This is a genomic window from Sulfitobacter aestuariivivens (assembly GCF_014763045.1).
GTDB classification, from domain to species: domain Bacteria; phylum Pseudomonadota; class Alphaproteobacteria; order Rhodobacterales; family Rhodobacteraceae; genus Sulfitobacter; species Sulfitobacter aestuariivivens.
Map to the genome: position 1 here is coordinate 912,722 of NZ_JACTAG010000001.1, position 20,592 is coordinate 933,313.

Consider the following 20,592-nt stretch of genomic DNA (forward strand, 5'->3'; position numbering starts at 1 on the left):
TTAGACCCCCTAACTGTTGACTTAGCGGTGCATCTTCAAGACACAACAATTCATGCCGCCTGACGGCCCCACTGCAAAGGCCCGCCCGTGAGCCGCAATCACTCCATCCGATCTTCCTTGCTGAAACTGCCGCTGTTTCTTCTGCTCTTCGGTATTTTTTCGGTCTCGATGATGGTGCCTGCCGTCTATGGGACTGCGGTGCGCGAGCTGGAAGCGGCGCGGGCATTCTTTTACGCCGGTTTGCTGGGCATGATCGTTTTCACGCTGGTGGCTGTCGCACACGCTGGCAGGATGCCGCGACATGGCGCGCTTGGGCCCCTCATGTCGCTGCTGTCGGCGTTTGTCGCGCTGCCTGTGATGCTGGCCTTACCCTTTTACGAAGCCTTGCCGACGACGCGGTTCATCAATGTCTATTTTGAGATGGTCAGTGCGATCACCACGACGGGCGCCACTGTTTTTGATGATCCCGAAAGGTTGGACCGGACATTGCATTTGTGGCGCGCGCAAGTGGGGTGGATGGGCGGACTGGTCATGTGGATCGCAGCTTCAGCTATTTTGGCCCCCCTGCACCTTGGTGGCTTTGAGGTCACCGCACAGGCAGAGCCGGGTCGCCGCGAATCTGGCAGCGGAGGACAGCGTGCCCACGCCGACCCGCGCGAAAGGCTGATCCGAGTGACGCGCGCGTTGCTGCCGATCTATTTTGCCCTGACGCTGTTGCTTTGGCTTTTGCAGCTTTTTGGCGGTGAGACACCCCTGATAGCCATCTGCCATGCGATGTCGATTATGGCGACATCGGGCATATCGCCGGTTGGCGGGATCGAAAATGCAAACATTGGCATCCCCGGCGAGGCGGTGATGTTTCTTTTCATGCTGTTCGCTCTTAGTCGTCTTACATTTTCGCAAGATACAGTGACCGCGACACAAGGTGGGCTGCTCACTGACCCTGAGTTCCGCATTGGACTGCTGGTCGTTTCGGTGGTTCCGCTTGTCTTGTTCGCGCGTCATTGGATCGGCGCTTATGATGTCGCAGAATTTGAAAACATATCCCAGGCGGCGCAGGCGCTTTGGGGTGCTGTGTTCACCGTTATGTCCTTTCTGACCACCACAGGCTTCGTGTCGGAGCATTGGGCGACAGCGCAAAGCTGGTCGGGGCTTTCGACGTCAGGGCTCATTTTGATGGGGCTAGCGCTTGTCGGGGGCGGTGTCGCGACCACTGCGGGAGGGGTCAAGCTGCTGAGGGTATTTGCGCTTTACTCCAACGGCGTGCGCGAAATGCAACGGCTGGTGCATCCCAGTTCGGTCAGCGGGGCGGGGGCCGTCGGACGGCGTTTGCAAAGCAACGGGGCATTCATCGCGTGGATCTTCTTCATGCTCTTTGCCATGTCGCTTGCGGCCATCACCCTTCTGCTGACACTTGCAGGTGCGGGTTTTGAAGAGGCGATGATCATGTCCGTGTCTGCCCTGTCGACGACCGGGCCCCTGATGCAACACGCTGCCGAAGCCCCGATTGCCGTCCTTGAGCTGGGCGTGGCGGCCAAGATTGTGCTGTGTGGTGCGATGGTATTGGGGCGTCTTGAGACGCTTGCAATCATTGCCTTGCTGACCCCTGACCTCTGGCGGTCATGATGCCATGTGGTTGCGCCTCTGACACACCTCAGCGCCAATTCTGAACACCCCCGTGAGATTGGGGGTGGAAAGTCCCATACGTGCGCGACATACTCGCCCCATTGGGGGAGTCCGATACGCGGACGCCAGCAAGAACAAAAGAAAGATTACTCATGGCGTCTGACAGACAGAACCTTCAGGATGCGTTTCTTAATCATGTGCGCAAGACCAAGGTCCCAGTCACCATCTTCTTGATAAATGGTGTAAAATTGCAGGGCGTTATCACCTGGTTTGACAACTTTTGTGTGCTGTTGCGTCGCGATGGCCAAAGCCAGCTGGTCTACAAGCACGCGATCTCCACGATCATGCCGAGCCAGCCAATTTCGCTGTATGAGGGCGAAGACGCTTCTTGAGCAAAGCGGCCTTCCAAATCGACAATACCGACGGACCCCGCGTGACGCGCGCGTGGGTGCTTCATCCTGACATCCGCACGAATGCAGATCGCAGAGACCCCGACGCTGCACTGGCAGAGGCGGTATCACTGGCACGCGCCTTGCCCGCGCTTGAGGTCGCTGGCGCGCAGGTCGTGCCGTCGCGCACCGTTGATGCAGGAAAGCTTTTCGGAAAAGGCAAGATTGATGAGCTCAAGGCCCTCATGCACAACGAAGAGATCGAGTTGGTGCTGGTGGACGGCCCGGTCAGTCCCGTGCAGCAACGAAACCTGGAAAAAGCCTGGGGCGTCAAGTTGCTGGACCGCACAGGCTTGATCCTGGAAATTTTCAGCGATCGCGCCGCCACCCGAGAAGGCGTGCTGCAGGTCGAGATGGCTGCCCTCAATTATCAGCGCACCCGGCTGGTACGCGCCTGGACGCACCTGGAACGTCAGCGCGGTGGTCTTGGTTTTGTCGGCGGGCCCGGCGAGACGCAGATCGAAGCGGACAGACGCGCCATTGATGAACAGCTTGTCCGTCTACGGCGCCAACTTGAAAAGGTCGTGAAAACCCGCGCCCTGCACCGGGCTGCCCGTGCCAAGGTGCCATTCCAGATTGTCGCGCTGGTGGGATATACCAACGCTGGCAAATCTACATTGTTCAACCGTCTGACCGGGGCGGAGGTAATGGCCAAGGACATGCTGTTTGCCACGCTTGACCCGACCATGCGTTCTCTCGTGCTGCCCGATGGACCTGAGATCATCCTGAGTGACACGGTGGGCTTCATCTCTGATCTGCCTACTGAACTGGTCGCGGCGTTTCGCGCGACACTGGAAGAGGTTCTGGCAGCAGACATCATCGTGCATGTCCGCGACATCAGCCACGCCGAGAGCGATGAACAGGCCGCCGATGTGCGCGATATCCTGACATCGCTTGGCGTCGACGATGGCATTCGCACGTTCGAGGTCTGGAACAAGCTTGATCTTCTGGATGAGGACGCGGCGGACGCGCTGCGGCAGCGCGCGGCACGCGATGAAGACACACTCGCTATTTCCGCCATCAGCGGCGAAGGGCTGGATACGTTGCAACGGGCGATAGCCGAAGCCCTGCAAGGTGCCACCCGCGTGGCCGATCTGACGCTTGGCTTTGCGGAAGGAAAAAAGCGCGCGTGGTTGTTTGATCAGGATGTTGTCACCGAAGAAGCGCAAACCGATGACGGATTTGCCCTCAAAGTGCGCTGGTCCGCCAAACAGGAAGCGCAATTTCAGCAGCTTTGAATCTGCTTGCGCTGGCTTTTCGAAAGACCCGCGCCATATCACTCAGCACACCCAATTGACGGAGCTGCGGCAGTGACCCTTGTAATTCTCTATATCGCCACCTTTGGCATCTTTCTGGCGATCGATTTTCTCGGCCTCAGTTACATCGTCAAACCGGTGTTTGACCGCCACGTCGGTGATCTCTTGCTGGAAGACATCCGCATGGTCCCGGCGTTTGCATTCTATGCCTTTTACGCGGCTGTGCTTTTGTGGTTCGTCTCTGTGCCTGCGCTCTCACAAGACAAGAGCCTGCTTTGGGTGATGGGCAATGCAGCGCTTTTCGGCGCGGCAGCCTATGGCACGTACGAGTTCACGTCGTTCGCGGTCATGAAAGACTGGTCTTGGGAGATGGTCGCGACCGATGTGACTTGGGGCACCTTCCTGACAGCGGTAAGCGCGGCTGGCGGGGTCTGGCTGGCGCGACTGATCGGGTGATTGGAATTGGGGCGTTTGGGTTGCTGCATGGGCCTCTCCGAGAAAGATTATCGGGCACAGATGTGACCCATCTGCCCTGCATACGGTTTCCTGCCTGGTCATGCTCCGCTTTCGGACGCCCACCGCCAGGCGCCCGGACGCAGCGCATTTAACGACCAATCTCCGACAGCGATACGGATAAGCCGCAGGGTTGGCAGGCCCACATGGGCCGTCATGCGCCGTACCTGGCGATTTCGCCCCTCGCGGATTGTGATCTGCAACCACGCATCCGGAACGGTCTTGCGAAAGCGCACCGGCGGGTCGCGCTCCCATAGATCAGCGGGGGGATCGAGCTGCGTGATTTGCGCGGGTGCGGTTTTACCATCTTTGAGGTCTACACCCTGACGCAAGGCATCCAGCGCGCCCGCGTCCGGGGCACCTTCAACCTGAACCAGATATGTCTTGGGGCGTTTGAACTTGGGATGGGCGATACGTGCCTGCAGCGCGCCGTTGTCGGTAAGCACCATCAGGCCTTCGCTGTCCCTGTCCAGCCGTCCCGCAGGGTAAAACCCAGGCACGTCAATATACGAAGACAGGGTAGGGCGGACAGAGCCTTGTGTGCCTTTGTCCCTGAATTGTGACAACACGCCAAAGGGCTTGTTGAACAAAATCACCCGCGCACCGCGCCCCTTGGCCATCAATCTGCCGGCATCAGCATGGTGATCCCGGTCGCCGCCGCCCGGGCCAGATCGGTATCCAGCGACATCGGGATGTATTCGCCGCGCCGCCAAAGCTGCGCCATGTCGTCGTAGTGCCGCGACAGGAAATGCCCAGACTGGCCCGTCGAGATCACGAAAACAGACGAATCCGGGTCCGCGAAGTCATAAACGCCACGATATCCGGCGCCATGCACATTGAAGAACGGATCGGGGCCACTGCCCTTGGTGCGACCGCGCAGCAAGGTGTTGTCGCCCCCCGATGTGCTTTGTCGGATGTTTACAAAGTAGCGCAGCACCGGCACCTCACCCAAGATCTGATGATCGTGGGTGGCCTGATGCGCATCACCCCAGCGCAGGCTTTCAAGGTTCGTACCCCATGTTTCGTTGATCCAAAGCAATGCGTCATCCAGCGCAAGCCGCGCCATGTCCGAACAGGTCTCATTCGGGGCTGACTGCAATACATCACACCAGGTTGCGGCGCCGTTCACGTCGCGAAAAACGCGTTCAATAAAAAGAGGCTGCACATGGGTGAATTCCTGAGCCAACGGCCCCAACTCATCCTGGATGAGCCGCGCCTGCAGGCTGCGCAGCCAAGCAGCATAGATCAGCGGTTCCGGCAAATGCTCGTTCATCTCGCCGGACCAGCCTGCAAGAAGTGTCAGTGCGCGCTGGCGTTGCCGTTCCGGGGTACCATCTGGCGCAGCCTCTCCGGTAAACCACAGTTCCGCCCCGATCAGCGGCAATAGCGAGCGGGCGGTAAAGCTGACGGTATCCTGTTGGGCTTCGATAAAGCTATCACGCGTATGTACCTCGCGTGCCTGCATCAGACGCTGCCAGCGTTGCACCCTTTGGGTGTCACCCCATAGGTAAGACACATGGTTCGGAAAGGGGCGATCGACGGTCTTGTTGTTTGTATTGCCCAGAATACCACCCGCCGGAGCTACAAATTCAGGATTTGCCGTGTAGGGCATCATCCCTTGCCAGCGATTTTCAGGGATCCATCCTGGGGTTGGCAGCCGGCCTTTGCTTTGGTGGTTTGCATCCCGCCGGGGCATGGCGCCAATCATCTTCATGGCGATGGTGCTTGTATCGACCAGCGTCAGGTTCTGGGCGGGCGCAATGTACTTTTCGCCCGCGGCGATCCCTTCCTCAACTGACTTGGCTTCCATCAGCGCCATGGCCGCCGAAAGCGAGGTGTCCTGCGCGCTGAGAACTGTCCAGTTCACGGTTGTGACATGCCCTTGCGGAGTGATGCTGGACAAATTGTAATGGCTGCCGGGCAAGACGGGTCCGTTGTCTGTCCAGCGCAATGTGACTGTAACCGGGTCGGCATCCTTGACCGTAATGATAGTGGCGCGCGACCGAAACTTCTTGAACCCCTCCGGTGTGCGGTACTCTTCGGGATCGTCCGGGTTTAGCTCTTCGATATAGACGTCCTGATCGTCGAGATAAGCCGACGTCAGGCCCCATCCCAGTTTTTCACTGCGTCCGGTCATGATCGCGGGAAGACCCGGGATGCTGGCGCCGATCACGCCACCGGATTCAAGCTCCAGCCGGGCAAGGTACCAGATCGCCGGTGCGGTAAACCCCAAATGCGGGTCATTGGCCATCAGCGTGCCCCCGGACGCGGACCGTGTCGGTGCCGCCGCCCATGCATTCGAGGCACCGGCAAACGGTAATCGCTTGAAAGGCGACAACGCATGCTGCGTCGGCATGGTATTTTCTGCATAGCGCGGGGAATCGGGCACAATCTGCGCATATTCCGGCAACGCCGCCACACCGGATCCCGGTGCATCGGGCAGGATATCCATCAATCGATCCGGATCAGGCAGGATCAATGATGTGCGCGCCCGTATCACCTCGGCGTCAAGGTGTCCGGACAATTGCAAGCCCATCAATTTCACAATTGCCAAAGAATCTGCCGGCCGCCAGGGGGCCATCGGCGCATTGAAAAGCAACATCTCCGGTGCGCCACGCCCCAATGCCTCTGAATTGATCTGATCAAGGCGCGTGTTGACGCCGGCGGCATAGGCCCGCAACGCGTTTTGCGTCTTGGCATCAAGGGTATCAACCGATTGACGCGCAAGCCCATGCAGATCAAAGCGACGCAACAGCTTGTCGATCTCAAGCGTGCGTGCCCCGAAAACCTCGCTCAACCGGCCTTGGGCGGTGCGCCGCAGCGTAATCATCTGCCACATCCGATCCTGCGCATGGGCAAACCCAAGTCCAAAGAATACATCCGCGTCACTTGACCCAAAGATATGCGGCACATTCGCGTTGTCGCGCACGATCTCAACCGGGGCGCTTAATCCGGGCACCTCCACGGTGTCGGTGTAGTCAGGCAATGACCGCGAGGCGAGCCAGTAAACCAGGCTGACTGCCAAAACAGTCAGGATGATCAGAAGGGCTGTCAGACGGACCATCCAGCGAAAAATCACGGCCATCAGGCGCTCCGAAACAAGGCGCGCCAATTGACCAAGGCGCGCAAGGTGATAGGTGTTCGCTTGGCAATACCGCAACGGATCGACGAGGAAAAGCAGATGGCAAAACTGGCGTTTTTGGGTTTGGGCGTGATGGGCAGCCCCATGGCAGGGCATCTGCACAAAGCGGGCCACGCGGTTACCGTTTACAACCGGACACATGAAAAAGCACTGGCTTGGGTCGAGACTTATGGCGGCGCGTCCGCAACCACACCTCGAGAGGCCGCGCAGGGCGCGGATATTGTGCTGGCCTGTGTTGGCAATGACGACGATCTGCGGTCTGTGTGTCTGGGCGATACGGGCGCGTTTGCGGGCATGAGCGACGGAACCATCTTTGTTGACCACACGACCGTTTCTGCCGATGTCACCCGTGCGCTTTATGAGGCCGCGGACGGCAACCAGATCAGTTTTGTCGATGCGCCGATTTCAGGCGGGCAGGCGGGGGCCGAAAATGGGGTGTTGTCGATCATGTGCGGTGGCGATCAGGGAGCCTACGATCGTGCGCTGCCCGTGATGGAAGCCTATTCAAAGATCTGTCGCCGGATCGGAGACAGCGGTGCGGGTCAAATGACCAAGATGTGCAACCAGATTGCCATTGCCGGATTGGTGCAAGGTCTCAGCGAAGCATTGCACTTTGCGGACAAAGCCGGTTTGGACGGTCGCGCGGTCGTCGAAGTGATCAGTCAGGGTGCTGCGGGATCTTGGCAAATGGACAATCGGCATGAGACGATGCTGGATGATCACTGGGAACACGGATTTGCAGTGGACTGGATGCGCAAAGACCTTGGCATCTGCCTTGACGCGGCAAATGAAACCGGGGCAAGCCTTCCGGTTACTGCGTTGGTCGATCAGTTTTACAAAGACGTTCAGAAGTTGGGCGGTGGCCGCTGGGATACGTCAAGCCTTTTCAAACGGTTGAAGTCTTTGGGGTGACTACAGTTTTGCTGGTCTTGGTGTTTTCGGCATCGCTGCATGTCTGATCAGTATCCCGCACCTAGTGGTAGGCCACCAGTTCAGGCGCAGTGCCTCGATCTGCACTGAAACTGCAACAGCAAGGAAGGTGCCCCTGTCGAGGCACCTTACATTCAGGGAATGATGCGGGTGTATTTCGTCCCTTCCAGGGTCGCGCCAACGCGCAGGCCTGCACGCCCAAAGACCGCCGCCAGCACCGGAGATAACACTGTCGTGGTGTCTGCTGCAACGCTGTCACCGCGATCCGAGATCACATATTCCAGATCGGCACCTGCTGCCCAGCCAGGAGAGCGGCGGAAACCGGTCAGTGCGTCTTCGGTCATGAAAAAGAGCACATGCGCGTACTGCTGCGCCCCGATTTGCAGCCCGCCTGAGCCCTTGACGACGGAATAGTAATCCACTGTCACATCGTTGACCCGCAAGGCCCCCCGCCCGTAAGCGCCGCCAAAACCGAGGCCCGCCTCGGTCACCAACGGCATGATCAGCATACCATTGGCCTTGGCAGCCAGGGTTTGAGTGTTGGGAAATGATGTGTACATCTGGTTGAGGGTCGCATCGACCCTTGCGTCAATGGTCTGTGAGCCGCGCCCGCCGATGCCATTGCCGCATGCTGCGGTAACACTGACCCCAGCCAATGCGCCCAAGGTAAACACACGCCGCGAAACTGTCGGTTTGTTCATGTTGAATCTGCCCGTATTGTTGCCTGATGCCGGTTTGCCCGACTTGAGCGCCACATTAATCATAATGCAGGCGGTTGTCATTGTTTTTCGTGAAAATTGGGCGGTTACTCGCTGTTTTGCTGGTGGAATTCAAAGGGACAGAACAAGCGGGCAGTGATCAGACACCTCAGGATCGTAAAGCACATCGAATTGATCAATCGCCCCTGGATCGTTGACCAGCATATAATCCGCAAAGCGCCCCGGCTTCTTGTAGTAAGTGTTGCGCGTGCCTTCAAAATCCTGCGTCGTCACCAGTTCGGTGAAACCGGCCTCTTGCATGATATGCAGTGTCTCACTACCCGGTTCTACATTGAAGTCGCCGCAAACCACAGCAAGGTCGCCTGTTTCCGTGATCGACTGCGACAACCCTAACAAACGATGAGCCTGCGCGGCACGCTCGGGCGTGTCCATTTTTCCTGCGAGATCCCTTAGCCCGTGCATATGGGTGATGCTGACCGCGCGGTCGGCCGCAAGGTCGTATAAACGAACACCATGCGCCGACCTTGATCGCGGATGATCGCCGTAGCCATCCGGCGTAAAGTGCTTGTGTACAAACCCTTGAACCTGCGCGATCACGGGCAAGTCCCGGCTCACAAAGGTTGCAAGCCCCCACTGGCTGGGAATGGCCTTGCTTTCATCCCACAAAACACCTTGGGCGGCGGGGCAGAACGTAGCAGCGTACCCCGGTAGTGCCTTACAGACATCACGAAAAAAGTTTGCACGTTGTGGCAGGACATGGTCCCCGTCGCGGTAGGTCAGCCAGTCTTTCTCAGTACCCGGGCTGTGCACAACTTCCTGAAGACACAATACATCCGGTTGTTCCGCTGCCACATATGAAACCAGCGCATCGTGCAGTTTGCCGCCCCAGCCGTTCAGGCAAATGATCTTCATGCAACTCTCAGGCCAACAGTTTGGCCGCAGCAGGCGCGAAATAGGTCAATACGCCGTCACAGCCTGCACGTTTAAATCCCATCAGGCTTTCCATCATGATCCGCTCTTCGTCGACCCACCCGTGGGCGGCGGCGGCCTTTATCATGCTGTATTCGCCGGAAACCTGATACGCGAATGTTGGTGCACCAAAGGCATCCTTCACCCGCCGACAGATATCAAGGTAGGGCTGGCCCGGCTTGACCATGACCATGTCGGCACCTTCCTTGAGGTCGCGCGCCACCAGCCGCAAGGCCTCATCCGAATTCGCCGGATCCATCTGATATGTTTTCTTGTCGCCGGTCAGAGCGCCGGACGCGCCGACGGCATCCCGGAAAGGGCCATAGAAGGCGGACGCATATTTTGCCGCGTAGCTGAGGATCATCACATCCGAATGGCCCGCGCCTTCGAGGGCGGAACGGATTGCCCCGATGCGACCGTCCATCATGTCTGAGGGTCCGATGATATCAGCACCTGCATCAGCCTGAGAGAGGGCCATTTTCACAAGCGCCTCGACAGTTCGGTCATTAACGATTTTGCCGTCTTCCACAAAGCCGTCATGCCCATTGATGTTGTAGGTGTCCAGCGCCACATCGCTCATGACCGCAATGCCCGGCGTGGCGTCTTTGATGGCGGCGATGGCCCGGTTGGCGGGATTGCCGGGATCCCATGCCCCGGCGCAATCTTCTGTACGGTCTTCCATCCCGGTGTAGGGAAAGACGCAGATCGCACCGATTCCCAAATCTGCAGCCTCGCGTGCGGCATCCGCCACCCGGTCGACCGATCGTCGCACGACACCGGGCATGGACGGCACCGGTTCTTCAATGCCCTCACCGGAACGCACGAAGATGGGCCAGATCAGATCACCAACCGCAAGGCTGTTTTCCCGTATCAGCGCGCGTCGGGCAGGAGTTGCACGCACGCGGCGCAGGCGGGTTGCAGGGAAGGGGGCCTGGACGGGCTGCATGGCAAAAAGTCCTCAGATGACGTTCCAATACGCTTGGCATGAAAAAACGGGCCTCTCAAGGGTAGGAATTATTCGCACGCCCGGTTATGAACTGCCGACTTGGCAGCGTGAGGCGACCCGGGCTTGGACTGGTACCAGACGATCAATGAACACATCGACTTGCGGTCGTTCTCGAACCTGTGGTTCTGGATCGTATTGGGCGTCGTGTGGTCGACCGCCAGCTATTATGTGCTGGGGGTCCCCTACGACATGGTGCAACGCGCGCGTCGCTTCGGTGGCGATGCGGCGGTCGACCTGGAAGATATGGTACGCATCAACGTGAACCGTCTGATATATATTGCTCAGGTATCGGGCCTGTGGGTTCTGGGATTTACCTGTTTTGCCTTCACATCGCTCGGACTTTTGGCGATCGCGTATAATGTGGAATTTGCCCAGGCGTTGATGCTGCTCGCCTTTCCGCTGTCGCTCGTCGGCTTGCTAAGCCTTCGCACGGCGCGCGTGATCCAGACTGAGGAAGCTTCAGGCGAACGCCTGCACAAACGCCTGATGCGCCATAGGCTCTACACCCAAATTATCGGCATGATTTCGATCTTCGTGACGGCGATGTGGGGGATGTATCAAAATCTGACTCTGGGCTCGCTTGGCGGCTGAGTAGGTGATCGTCAGATGCTGCCGTTCGGAGAGGGGTTCCAAGTCCAAACCGAAATTTTTGCGTGCCACATAAAGCAGTTCTATTGACTGGCTCATAGGCTTTCGGTGTGGCAGAAATAGCGTGTCGAGTTCGAAAACCGGATCAGGGCTACGGACGTTACTGGCACGTGGTCTTTTGCAAGATTTTCTGTATTCGGCTTCGAAGTTAAATTTGTCTTACTTGTGAGGATTGGAATGACCAGAATAGTTGGAAGTATAATTATCCTCGTTGCCCTGGGGCTTGTCGGATGGATGACATTGGGCACAAGCAGCGCAATGAGCGATGAAGAGGTGGCAGCTTATTTGTCCAGTGAAGCAGATGAAATCAACGTGGCGGATGGTATCAAATATGATGACTGGTCACGCCTGACCAAAGCCACGCACGTAGAAAAACAGATCACCATTCGTGGCGAAACCATTCAGGACATGGACCAGTTGGCCGAAAATTATTTTGCCAGCCGCGAAACGCAGGCAGCAACCAAGCTTTGCAATGACGACGTCGCAAAGGCCGCCCTGTCCGGAGGAGCACGCTACATCTACAACTGGTTCAGCGCTGACGGCAAGGAACTTGGCATGGTGCGCGCAGGTGGCGAAACCTGGTGTGCGGATCAGGGTTTTTAAAGCATTGGGGCGCGGTGCGCCGCGCCCAACTCTGCCACAGAACGGGACCGCCCCCGGGCGATGTATCAGTGTTGAATTGAATGAAAGCGCAGGTTTCTGTTGCCAGGTACCTGCAAACCCCGCCTAACACTGCAAAGCGCTAGGGCTTAATTTTCGGTTTTTCGGACTGCTTACGCAGCCAGAGCTACCGGAGCACGATTGTCATTTGCAATTGTACATTTTGTACCGATAACGGTGGTAACTCACCGAGACAAAGCAACACCTTTAGACGTTCGTCGATCCTATTTCGGCCCCATGATCCCCAAATGAAGGATGTTTGGTGGAGCCGCCGGGTACCGCCCCCGGGTCCGATCCGCTTATTACGAGCGCGTTTATGTCCATAGTCCCGAAGGACACTCCAAATGTAGGGCGTGCTGCCGGCCATTGCAATGGGTTGCACATCAAAGGCCAAAGGTCAGGATTTCCCGACTGTGCGGCAGGGTTCTGACATGAGAGGGTCAACTTGCACACGTCCGCCCACCAAATGCCTGGCGCCAACACGAGCGATACCGGCATACGGTGCTGTGAATGTGACGATTGCGGTTTTTAGGGGGTTCTTAAGGGTTATCGGCGCGGCGTGTGCATTTTGGCAAAGAGCCAGATACGTCTTTCGCATTTCATTCCAGCTCACCCTTTGGCGGCACGGGCCGCAAAGACATCCCGCGCGAGGGTCTGCGTTTCCCGCTCTAGCGCACTGAGCCCCTCTGAAGTCGCATCCCCGTCGCCGTCTTCAAGCGCATCCGCGATCCGTTCATGCAGTGCGATAATCTGCGCGCGGTCGCGGGCTGTGAAGGTGATCATGTTCATGAGTGGCTGCATGGCCTCTACTGCGCCTGCCAACTGGTAGCTGAGCACAGGATTGCCTGCGCCATCCACGAGCGCGCGGTGAAAAGTCACGTCAGAGGCGCAAAATGCCTCGTCGGTGAGACCGGGCTGTCCCTGACGATGGATTTCCGCGCGCATCGCCGCCAGATGATCCGCCGTGCGCCGTTTGGCTGATAGCGGGGCGCAGGCGCGTTCAAGCGAAAACCGCGCCTCACAGGCGGTCTCAAAGCTGACAGCGTTCATCGACAAGAGCAGAATGGAAGTGGTTATCTGCTGAACCTGCGCGGCCTCAAAGCTGATACGGTTTACAAACGCGCCGCCCGTCGCCCCCCGCTGGGTCCGGATAAGCGACTGCGCGGCCAGACGCTTGAGCGCCTCGCGCACAGTCGGACGCGAGACGTTGAAATGTTCCGCCAGTTCCGCCTCTGACGGCAGACGTTCATCGACGATAAGCCGCCCCTCGACGATGGAATCGCGTATCGCGGCGGCAATCTGGGCCGACAAGTCGGCAGGGCTGTCATGATCAATTTTCATATGTCTTACATTTACTGTTTGCCCGGAATCTAATTGTCTGACATTAAAACTGCAAGAATCGAGTCGTCTGCAAGATAGGACACTTCGCCCATGAACCCTGCACTGCGCTCTACCTGCTGGCTGGCCTTCTTTGCCGCTGTGCTGAGCGCGTGGTGGATGATGGTCATGATTTCCACGGATATGGACCTTGATTTGCTGGGCCGCCCCGGTGCCATGGGCGAGATGATGCGGCAGATGGATCCGCGCATGGACATGCGCATGCCCATGGCCGAATTCGGGCCGCTGTTTGTTATGTGGGCAGCGATGATGGCCGCAATGATGTTACCAACAATGGTTCCCACGCTACGCAGCTACGAAGACCTGATGGTCAGTGCCAATGGCAGTCGGGCAGGGTGGCTGGGGGTGCTGCTGGGCTATTTCATTGTCTGGGTCGCTTTTGCTGCACTGATCGCCGGCGTTCAGCTGGCACTGCTTTTCGGTGGTGTGATCGACATGCTGGGGATCGCCAAATCGCGTTGGTTTGCGGCAGCGCTGTTGCTGGCAGTTGGCCTTTTTCAGTTTACCCGCGCCAAGGAAATTTGCCACGGCGTCTGCCATTCGCCAATGATGTACTTCATGGGCAACTGGCGCACCGGCTTTCCGGGCGGGCTGCGCATGGGGCTGGGGTTGGGCGTCTTTTGCGTGGGATGTTGCTGGGGTTTCATGGCGCTGGGGTTTGCCGGTGGCGTAATGAATCTGGCGTGGATGGGGCTGGCCACACTCTTCATGGTGCTGGAAAAGCTACCTCAAATCGGACATCTTGTGACGAAACCAATGGGGATTGCCCTGATCTGCGGCGCGGGCGTCGTGGCGGCATGGCCCCTGATAACAACGTGATTTCAGGAGGAACATAATGCCACCCAAAAAGCGCCCCGACGCGGATCGCTTGCCGATCTCGCAACGCATCGACAGCCGTATGGAGAACCCGGGCCGTCGTCGAATGAACCCAACGAACTGGGAAATCAAAGGCGAGCTGTTCATGAACTGCTCGTGCGAGGTGGTCTGCCCTTGCGGTATTTCGCTTGGCCAGCATCCACCGACCTATGGCTATTGTCAGACTTGGTTTGCCATGCAGATCGACGAAGGCAATTTTGAGGGCGAAAGCCTGGACGGCCTGAACGTCGCTCTTTTGATCGACATTCCGGGGCGCATGGCCGAAGGCAACTGGAAAGTTGCCGCCTATGTCGATGAAAGTGCAAGTGGCAAAGCGTATAACGGTATACTGCAGATCCTGACGGGTGCCGCTGGCGGCAATACAGGCGTATTCAATTTCCTCGTTTCTGAGATTTTGGGCGCTGAGCGTGAAAAGGTCATCATCGAACGCGACGGTCGCCGCCGCCGAATCATTGTTGGTCGCAAGATCCAGGGTGAAATTGAGATGATTCCCGGGAAAGACCCCGAGACGCCGGTGTCCATGCAAAACACTCAGTACTGGATGGGCCCCACGATCTATCCTGCAGTTGGATTGAAATCCAAGGTGCGTGATTATGGCCGTGTCTGGGATTTCGAGGGCAAGTCCGGTGATATCATTCCCATTCATTGGGCTGGCCCCGGCCGGATATGATCACGGCGACGTATGTCCGGACCATGGCGCGCTATAATGCGTGGCAGAACAGTCAGTTGATGCCGGTTGTTGATGGTATGGATCAGGCGGAACTGGACCGCGACCGCGGTGCCTTCTTCGGGTCCATCCAAGGCACATTGAGCCATCTGTTGTGGGGGGATCTGTTGTGGATGTCGCGGTTCGATCCGCAGTGTCCCGCGCCCGAAGGGCCATTTGACCGCAGCCGCGGCAATTTTCCCACGCGCACCGACTGGCTCTCGGAACGCGCGGCTTGTGACAGCCGCATCCGTCGCTGGGCGGACGCGTTGCAGACGGGTGACCTTGATGGCGCGGTCAGTTGGTATTCCGAAGCAGCCGGTGAGGACTTTTCCAAGCCCCTGACCGATTGCATCGTTCACGTTTTCAACCACCAGATCCATCACCGGGGCCAGGTGCACGCCATGCTGACCGCAGCAGGTCAGAACGCGCCGGTGACCGATCTGCCCTTCATGCCGGAGCACCTTTGATGGCATTGATTACCCCCTCCCGCCGTTTGCGTCGCACGCCCTTTTCCGATGGTGTCGAAGCCGCCGGAGTTAAAGCCTATACCGTTTACAACAGGATGTTGCTGCCGACGGTTTTCGAAAGCGTTCAGGAAGACTACCATCACCTTAAATCCGCCGTGCAGGTATGGGATGTCTCGTGCGAGCGACAGGTTGAAATGCGCGGACCGGACAGCGCGCGCCTGATGCAGATGCTGACCCCGCGCGACCTGCGCGGCATGTTGCCGGGACGATGCTTTTACGTCCCCATCGTCGATGAGACGGGCGGCATGCTGAACGATCCGGTCGCGGTAAAATTGGCAGAAGATCGCTGGTGGGTCTCGATCGCAGACAGCGATCTGCTGTTGTGGATCAAGGGGATTGCAAATGGTTACCGGCTGGATGTGCTGGTGGACGAGCCAGACGTGAGCCCACTGGCTGTGCAGGGACCAAAAGCCGAAGATCTGATGGCGCGTGTATTTGGTGACGCGGTGCGCGAAGTGCGATTTTTCCGCTTTGGTATGTTTGACTTTCAGGGGCGGTCACTGGTCGTGGCGCGGTCTGGCTATTCGAAACAGGGTGGCTATGAGATCTATCTGGAAGGGGGCGATCTTGGGATGCCCCTGTGGAATGCACTCTTCGACGCAGGAGCAGATCTGGATGTGCGGGCGGGCTGTCCTAATGGTATCGAACGCATCGAGGGCGGTCTGCTGAGTTACGGCAATGACATGACCGACGACAATACGCCCCACGAATGTGGGCTGGGTCGGTTCTGTGACACGCAGACAGCGATTGGGTGCATCGGACGGGACGCCTTGCTTCGGGTTGCTAAAGAGGGGCCGGTTCAGCAGATTCGACCACTTGTGATTGACGGCGATCCCCTGCCGGGCAGTGATCGGCCCTGGGCGTTGACCGCAGGCGGGCGCAGCGTGGGGCAGGTGACCTCGGCCAATTATTCGCCTGACTTTGAGAGTAACATCGCGATCGGCATGGTGCGCATGACCCATTGGGACGCGGGCAATTCGATGGAGGTCCACACGCCCGACGGGACGCGTCAGGCGGTTGTACGGGACGCATTCTGGGCGTAAGCGCAGGGGGAGAACAACGGTTTTTCGGGGCGCTGCCCCGGACCCCGAGATATTTGAAAAAGGGTGAAGGAGAAGGTGATGGGATTCAACGCATTGTTGGTGCGCAAGGACGACGAGGGCAAGACATCCGCGGCGGTGGAGCAGATCACCGAAGACCAGCTTCCTGACGGGGATGTGACTGTCGCGGTTGAGTATTCCACAGTCAACTACAAGGATGGACTTTGCCTTGGTCCTGGTGGCGGTTTGGTGCGCAATTATCCGCATGTGCCGGGGATCGATTTTGCAGGGACAGTAGAGGCGTCGAATGATGATCGCTATGCGCCAGGCGACAAGGTTGTCCTGACCGGCTGGCGTGTCGGCGAAGCGCATTGGGGAGGCTATGCCCAAAAGGCGCGAGTCAAGGCCGATTGGCTGGTTCCACTGCCTGAGGGACTTGATACCCGCTTGGCAATGGCCGTGGGCACGGCCGGATTTACGGCCATGCTCGCGGTGATGGCACTCGAATATCACGGCATCAAGGGCGGGCCGGTATTGGTCACCGGAGCGGCCGGTGGAGTAGGCTCAGTCGCTGTAGCGATCCTGTCAGCTCTGGGGCATGAGGTTGCGGGCGTTACCGGACGACCGGAGACTGCGGATTATCTCAAGAGCCTTGGGGCCAGCCAGATCGTGGCCCGGGAAGACATCAACGAGACGACCAAACGCCCGTTAGAAGGCGAGACGTGGGGGGGATGTGTGGATGCGGTTGGCGGGCCGATGCTGGCGCGTGTTCTGGGACAGATGGAATACGGCGCCTCTGTCGCTGCCGTTGGTCTCGCGGGGGGTGCTGGTCTGCCAGCGACAGTTATACCTTTCCTGCTGCGGGGCGTGAACCTGCTCGGCATCGACAGCGTCATGCAGCCCTATGAAAACCGGCTGCGCGCCTGGGAACGGATTTCCCAGGATCTGCCGATGGACAAACTCGAAGCCATGGTGCAGCCCGCGACGCTGACGGATCTGCCTAAGTTGGGGGCGGACATCCTGAAAGGCCAGGTCAAAGGCCGCGTGGTCGTCGACGTCAACGCATGATTGCGCGCGCTGTCCCCGTGCCCCTCGATGCGCTCTTGCAGCGCTATGTGGGAAACGGGGATACCTATACCGATGCCTTTGAAGTGATGTCGCCCTATGCGGTTGATCTGGAGGCCTTTATCGAGGCCTTTTATACCACCTGGCTGTTCCGGCTGGAGCGGTGGGTGCTGACGCTGACCCTGCGGAGACGGATCAGAGACAGCGATGTCGTTGCATTGGCATCAGGGGCCGACCGTTTCGCAGCTTGGCGTGTAGAAGCGCGGGAGGCCGGGCAGATCCTGCTTTGCGATCACTCCGGTGCCACGCGGTCCTGGCTTGCGGTCTCGCCAAAGGATGGTGGGGCGACACGCCTGATTTTCGGATCAGCGGTGGTCGCCGCCGAAGGAAAAGGTTTGGGCCGTCTCGTTTGGCTGCTGATCCCGCTACACCGCTTGTATGCGCGCGCCCTTTTGCGGCTGGCCGAGCAGCGCTTGCGCTTTACCTGATCGCGGCCTTATCTATCGACACGATGCAAGGAGAGCACCGATGCCTGCCTACGATGATGACAATATCTTTGCCAAGATCCTGCGCGGTGAGATTCCCAGTTTCAAAGTCTACGAAGACGATGACACCTTTTGTTTCATGGACATCATGCCGCGTACCGATGGCCATTGTCTGGTGATCCCCAAGACACCTTGTCGCAATATTCTGGACGCCACGCCCGCGCAGCTAGCCGCGTGCATGGCAACGGTCAGCAAGGTCGCCAACGCCGCAAAGGCTGCGTTCGGGGCAGACGGAATAACGTTACAGCAGTTCAGCGAGGCCGCGGGCGGGCAGGAGGTGTTTCACCTGCACTTTCACATTCATCCGCGTCACGAGGGTGTGCCCATGCGGGCCCCAGGCACCATGGGTGATATGGACACGATCAAGGATCACGCAGCGCAGATTGCCGCGGCAATCTCTTAGGAACGTCTTTGCACCTGAGCGCGCAGTGCGGCCAGAAAAGACCAGACAGCAGTGTGTGAAAAAAAGTCGGCGCCCGGTTCCCCGGACGCCGTTTTACCTTCAAAAGCTTGCCTGATTACTCGGCAGGTACAGCGTCCGCGGCCGGCGCGGTCTCCATACCGGCCTTTTCGCGGCGATAATCATTCCACAGCGCCTTGCCCAGTGAAATCATCATCAGCACCATGATGATACAGAATGGCAGCGCCCCGATAATCATCGCGTTTTGAAGCGCACCCAGTCCGCCACCCCCTGCGACCAGCAGTGTGCCAATCAGGGCGGTCATGATCAGACCCCAGATGATCCGGTGGAAAACGCCCGTTTCTTCCGCACCGCCGGACATGATGGTGTTCATCACCAGAATGCCGGAGTCTGCCGATGTCACCAGGAAGGTCAGGATCAAAACAACGCACATGATCGTCAGCGCGCCGTAGAGCCATTCTGGCAACATCGCTTCCATGGTCACGAACAGCTTGGCAGAGTTGGACGCGGCGATGATTGCCCCATCGGCCACACCTTGCAGTTCAAGATCGATGGCAGAACCACCCAGAATGGTCATCCACGCCCAGCACACAAAGCTCGGCGCAATGACGGCACCCAGGATGAATTCACGTACGGTGCGACCCTTGGAGATCCGTGCCAGGAACAGGCCAACGAAGGGTGCAAAGGCAATCCACCAGGCCCAGTAGAACGTGGTCCATGCAGCCTGCCAGGCAAAGAGACGCCCTTCAGTCCCAGCTGCATAAATCGCGGCCAGCTTTTCGTCGCCAAGGGCGGCTGCTGCGGCGGGGGCGCTCTCTTTGAAGCTATCGAAAGAACCCCATGGGTTCGAGCTTGCTGCACCAAACAGCGCCTCCAGATCCTCTGCACCAAGACCTTGTACATCAGAAGGCAGTGCAGCGGTAAAGGCGGCCATGTCCTGCGTGCCATAGGCGGCAAAGCTCAACGAAAAGAAGTTGATGATGTAGTCGATCAACGCTGTGGCATAGGTCGTCATCGCAAAGAGGAAGCTGCCAAAGATGATGAAAGTCAGCAACAGGATCAATGACAGCACCAGGTTGATGTTGGACAGCCACTTGATGCCGCGCCCCACCCCTGAGACCGCCGAAAGGATCGACAGCGCCATGATGATGCAAAGGCCGGTAATTTGACCCACAGTTGAGGGCGACGGCGCACCATCGTCTGAGAAGGTCTGCAACCAAGCCATATCGGTGACCGAATAAACGCCGTCGACAAACTGCGCGACACCAAAGCCGATCGTGACCGACACACCAAGGATCGTTGCGACAACACCAAGCACATCAACAATATGGCCGAAGGCGCTGTTGACGAACTTGCCGAAAAGCGGTGTGAGCGCTGAACGGATCGTCAGGGGCATGCCCCGGCGATAGGCATAGTACGCAAGTGAAAGACCCACCATCACGTAGATGGCCCAGGCGTGAAATCCGTAATGCGCAAAGGTGTAGCGATACGCCGATTTCAGTGTTTCGGGCTGGTTGGGTGCAACCTCGCCAGAGACGGTCAGTGGGTTGGATCCCCAAAGGCCCACGGGTTCTGCCGTGGCAAAGGTCATCAGACCCACACCAAGGCCCGCGCCAAACATCATTGCAAACCATGAAAAATTGGCGAATTCCGGTTTTTGTCCGGGTGCGCCAAGCAGTTGTTTGCCGGTGGTTGGAATGATCGCAATGATGAACAGGAAAAAGGCGAACAACCCGACCGATATGACATAGAAGGAGTTAAAGCTGTTCAGCAACGTGCTGTTGACGCTGGACAGCGTGGGTCCCGCGCTAAGAGGAAAGACAAGTGCCCAAAGTACAAGGCAGACAATACTGATTTTCGAAATCAGCGCGATCGGAAGGCTGTAGCCCTCATAAAATCCTTCATCTTGAGTATTGATCTCAAGATCCGTGAAAGGTGGTTTGACTGACATGTGTTCTCCGTCCCTGTTTCCGGACCGCGTTTTGCGATCTCTTCTGGATGTTACAGGGAACACTTAGAAACCTTTCATGCCCCCTGATCGCACGTGCAATACGTCGAATTGCCCGAACTGGTCTTATGGACCTTCATGGAAT

Annotated in this window: 21 protein-coding genes and 1 other RNA gene; 14 read left to right on the forward strand and 8 right to left on the reverse strand. The window is 58.1% G+C overall.

The features are described 5' to 3' along the window. Nucleotides 1-87 precede the first annotated feature (87 nt). The 4 genes from H9Q16_RS04515 (at nt 88) to H9Q16_RS04530 (ending at nt 3,787) form a co-directional block, all read left to right on the forward strand. The gene (locus tag H9Q16_RS04515) at nt 88-1,626 is read left to right on the forward strand and encodes a TrkH family potassium uptake protein (RefSeq protein ID WP_343067790.1); all 1,539 of its coding nucleotides are present in this window, start codon (nt 88-90) and stop codon (nt 1,624-1,626) included. 152 nt (nt 1,627-1,778) lie between these two features. Continuing rightward, complete coding sequence (hfq, locus tag H9Q16_RS04520) at nt 1,779-2,018, forward strand: RNA chaperone Hfq (protein WP_007119530.1); 240 nt, start codon at nt 1,779-1,781, stop codon at nt 2,016-2,018. Continuing rightward, nucleotides 2,015-3,313, forward strand: a complete 1,299-nt coding sequence (gene hflX / locus H9Q16_RS04525) for a GTPase HflX (protein ID WP_216859290.1) — start codon at nt 2,015-2,017, stop codon at nt 3,311-3,313. The genes hfq and hflX overlap by 4 nt, the downstream gene beginning before the upstream one ends. Nucleotides 3,314-3,385: 72 nt before the next feature. Beyond that, entirely contained in the window at nt 3,386-3,787 is a 402-nt protein-coding gene (locus H9Q16_RS04530; protein ID WP_191074158.1) for a DUF2177 family protein, read from the forward strand. A gap of 98 nt (nt 3,788-3,885) precedes the next feature. Here H9Q16_RS04530 and H9Q16_RS04535 read toward each other — a convergent pair whose 3' ends face one another. Continuing rightward, entirely contained in the window at nt 3,886-4,464 is a 579-nt protein-coding gene (locus tag H9Q16_RS04535; protein WP_191074159.1) for a pseudouridine synthase, read from the reverse strand. Continuing rightward, the gene (locus H9Q16_RS04540) at nt 4,464-6,929 is read right to left on the reverse strand and encodes a penicillin acylase family protein (protein ID WP_191074160.1); all 2,466 of its coding nucleotides are present in this window, start codon (nt 6,927-6,929) and stop codon (nt 4,464-4,466) included. The genes H9Q16_RS04535 and H9Q16_RS04540 overlap by 1 nt, the downstream gene beginning before the upstream one ends. A gap of 60 nt (nt 6,930-6,989) precedes the next feature. Here H9Q16_RS04540 and H9Q16_RS04545 point away from each other — a divergent pair, with 60 nt between their 5' ends. Next, the gene (locus H9Q16_RS04545) at nt 6,990-7,898 is read left to right on the forward strand and encodes an NAD(P)-dependent oxidoreductase (RefSeq protein WP_281403089.1); all 909 of its coding nucleotides are present in this window, start codon (nt 6,990-6,992) and stop codon (nt 7,896-7,898) included. A gap of 152 nt (nt 7,899-8,050) precedes the next feature. Here H9Q16_RS04545 and H9Q16_RS04550 read toward each other — a convergent pair whose 3' ends face one another. From H9Q16_RS04550 to hemB, 3 genes are all read right to left on the reverse strand, one after another. Further along, nucleotides 8,051-8,617, reverse strand: a complete 567-nt coding sequence (locus H9Q16_RS04550; protein ID WP_191074161.1) for a lipid-binding SYLF domain-containing protein — start codon at nt 8,615-8,617, stop codon at nt 8,051-8,053. Nucleotides 8,618-8,746: 129 nt separating this feature from the next. Beyond that, on the reverse strand, nt 8,747-9,547 hold the full coding sequence (locus tag H9Q16_RS04555) for an endonuclease/exonuclease/phosphatase family protein (RefSeq protein ID WP_191074162.1): 801 nt from the start codon (nt 9,545-9,547) through the stop codon (nt 8,747-8,749). Between the two features lie 7 nt (nt 9,548-9,554). Continuing rightward, the gene (gene hemB / locus H9Q16_RS04560; protein ID WP_191074163.1) at nt 9,555-10,550 is read right to left on the reverse strand and encodes a porphobilinogen synthase; all 996 of its coding nucleotides are present in this window, start codon (nt 10,548-10,550) and stop codon (nt 9,555-9,557) included. 123 nt (nt 10,551-10,673) lie between these two features. Here hemB and H9Q16_RS04565 point away from each other — a divergent pair, with 123 nt between their 5' ends. Together H9Q16_RS04565 and H9Q16_RS04570 are read left to right on the forward strand one after the other, a co-directional pair. Next, complete coding sequence (locus tag H9Q16_RS04565; protein ID WP_191074164.1) at nt 10,674-11,201, forward strand: component of SufBCD complex; 528 nt, start codon at nt 10,674-10,676, stop codon at nt 11,199-11,201. A gap of 315 nt (nt 11,202-11,516) precedes the next feature. Next, the gene (locus tag H9Q16_RS04570; protein WP_191074165.1) at nt 11,517-11,861 is read left to right on the forward strand and encodes a hypothetical protein; all 345 of its coding nucleotides are present in this window, start codon (nt 11,517-11,519) and stop codon (nt 11,859-11,861) included. 85 nt (nt 11,862-11,946) lie between these two features. On the opposite strand, the gene ssrA is transcribed toward H9Q16_RS04570, so the two are convergent. Together ssrA and H9Q16_RS04580 are read right to left on the reverse strand one after the other, a co-directional pair. Then, nucleotides 11,947-12,294, reverse strand: a transfer-messenger RNA (tmRNA) gene (gene ssrA / locus H9Q16_RS04575). Nucleotides 12,295-12,527: 233 nt separating this feature from the next. Beyond that, nucleotides 12,528-13,259, reverse strand: coding sequence for a FadR/GntR family transcriptional regulator (locus tag H9Q16_RS04580; protein ID WP_191074166.1), 732 nt, complete (start codon nt 13,257-13,259; stop codon nt 12,528-12,530). Between the two features lie 90 nt (nt 13,260-13,349). On the opposite strand from H9Q16_RS04580, the gene H9Q16_RS04585 reads away from it, so the two are divergent. The 7 genes from H9Q16_RS04585 (at nt 13,350) to H9Q16_RS04615 (ending at nt 18,481) form a co-directional block, all read left to right on the forward strand. Beyond that, entirely contained in the window at nt 13,350-14,135 is a 786-nt protein-coding gene (locus H9Q16_RS04585) for a DUF2182 domain-containing protein (RefSeq protein WP_191074167.1), read from the forward strand. A 16-nt stretch (nt 14,136-14,151) separates the two neighbouring features. After that, nucleotides 14,152-14,862, forward strand: coding sequence for a DUF1326 domain-containing protein (locus tag H9Q16_RS04590; protein WP_191074168.1), 711 nt, complete (start codon nt 14,152-14,154; stop codon nt 14,860-14,862). After that, nucleotides 14,859-15,368 (forward strand): DinB family protein, encoded by a 510-nt coding sequence (locus tag H9Q16_RS04595; RefSeq protein WP_191074169.1) that lies wholly within the window; start codon nt 14,859-14,861, stop codon nt 15,366-15,368. Before H9Q16_RS04590 ends, H9Q16_RS04595 begins: the two co-directional genes overlap by 4 nt. Then, on the forward strand, nt 15,368-16,471 hold the full coding sequence (locus H9Q16_RS04600) for a dimethylsulfoniopropionate demethylase (RefSeq protein ID WP_191074170.1): 1,104 nt from the start codon (nt 15,368-15,370) through the stop codon (nt 16,469-16,471). The genes H9Q16_RS04595 and H9Q16_RS04600 overlap by 1 nt, the downstream gene beginning before the upstream one ends. 78 nt (nt 16,472-16,549) lie before the next feature. Beyond that, the gene (gene acuI, locus H9Q16_RS04605) at nt 16,550-17,536 is read left to right on the forward strand and encodes an acryloyl-CoA reductase (protein WP_191074171.1); all 987 of its coding nucleotides are present in this window, start codon (nt 16,550-16,552) and stop codon (nt 17,534-17,536) included. Beyond that, on the forward strand, nt 17,533-18,021 hold the full coding sequence (locus H9Q16_RS04610) for a hypothetical protein (RefSeq protein ID WP_191074172.1): 489 nt from the start codon (nt 17,533-17,535) through the stop codon (nt 18,019-18,021). Before acuI ends, H9Q16_RS04610 begins: the two co-directional genes overlap by 4 nt. A 40-nt stretch (nt 18,022-18,061) precedes the next feature. Further along, nucleotides 18,062-18,481, forward strand: coding sequence for an HIT family protein (locus H9Q16_RS04615; protein WP_191074173.1), 420 nt, complete (start codon nt 18,062-18,064; stop codon nt 18,479-18,481). 115 nt (nt 18,482-18,596) lie between these two features. On the opposite strand, the gene H9Q16_RS04620 is transcribed toward H9Q16_RS04615, so the two are convergent. Further along, complete coding sequence (locus H9Q16_RS04620; RefSeq protein WP_191074174.1) at nt 18,597-20,450, reverse strand: BCCT family transporter; 1,854 nt, start codon at nt 20,448-20,450, stop codon at nt 18,597-18,599. Between the last annotated feature and the right edge of the window lie 142 nt (nt 20,451-20,592).

What these genes read in the sequence shown, in the direction of transcription:
- H9Q16_RS04595 (WP_191074169.1), top strand. Translation starts at nt 14,859, where the DNA reads ATGATCACGGCGACGTATGTCCGGACCATGGCGCGCTATAATGCGTGG.
- H9Q16_RS04590 (WP_191074168.1), top strand. Translation starts at nt 14,152, where the DNA reads ATGCCACCCAAAAAGCGCCCCGACGCGGATCGCTTGCCGATCTCGCAA.
- H9Q16_RS04555 (WP_191074162.1), bottom strand. Translation starts at nt 9,547, where the DNA reads ATGAAGATCATTTGCCTGAACGGCTGGGGCGGCAAACTGCACGATGCG.
- hemB (WP_191074163.1), bottom strand. Translation starts at nt 10,550, where the DNA reads ATGCAGCCCGTCCAGGCCCCCTTCCCTGCAACCCGCCTGCGCCGCGTG.
- hfq (WP_007119530.1), top strand. Translation starts at nt 1,779, where the DNA reads ATGGCGTCTGACAGACAGAACCTTCAGGATGCGTTTCTTAATCATGTG.
- H9Q16_RS04540 (WP_191074160.1), bottom strand. Translation starts at nt 6,929, where the DNA reads ATGGCCGTGATTTTTCGCTGGATGGTCCGTCTGACAGCCCTTCTGATC.
- H9Q16_RS04620 (WP_191074174.1), bottom strand. Translation starts at nt 20,450, where the DNA reads ATGTCAGTCAAACCACCTTTCACGGATCTTGAGATCAATACTCAAGAT.
- H9Q16_RS04585 (WP_191074167.1), top strand. Translation starts at nt 13,350, where the DNA reads ATGAACCCTGCACTGCGCTCTACCTGCTGGCTGGCCTTCTTTGCCGCT.
- H9Q16_RS04580 (WP_191074166.1), bottom strand. Translation starts at nt 13,259, where the DNA reads ATGAAAATTGATCATGACAGCCCTGCCGACTTGTCGGCCCAGATTGCC.
- H9Q16_RS04600 (WP_191074170.1), top strand. Translation starts at nt 15,368, where the DNA reads ATGGCATTGATTACCCCCTCCCGCCGTTTGCGTCGCACGCCCTTTTCC.
- H9Q16_RS04610 (WP_191074172.1), top strand. Translation starts at nt 17,533, where the DNA reads ATGATTGCGCGCGCTGTCCCCGTGCCCCTCGATGCGCTCTTGCAGCGC.
- H9Q16_RS04550 (WP_191074161.1), bottom strand. Translation starts at nt 8,617, where the DNA reads ATGAACAAACCGACAGTTTCGCGGCGTGTGTTTACCTTGGGCGCATTG.
- H9Q16_RS04535 (WP_191074159.1), bottom strand. Translation starts at nt 4,464, where the DNA reads ATGGCCAAGGGGCGCGGTGCGCGGGTGATTTTGTTCAACAAGCCCTTT.
- H9Q16_RS04570 (WP_191074165.1), top strand. Translation starts at nt 11,517, where the DNA reads ATGAGCGATGAAGAGGTGGCAGCTTATTTGTCCAGTGAAGCAGATGAA.
- H9Q16_RS04615 (WP_191074173.1), top strand. Translation starts at nt 18,062, where the DNA reads ATGCCTGCCTACGATGATGACAATATCTTTGCCAAGATCCTGCGCGGT.
- acuI (WP_191074171.1), top strand. Translation starts at nt 16,550, where the DNA reads ATGGGATTCAACGCATTGTTGGTGCGCAAGGACGACGAGGGCAAGACA.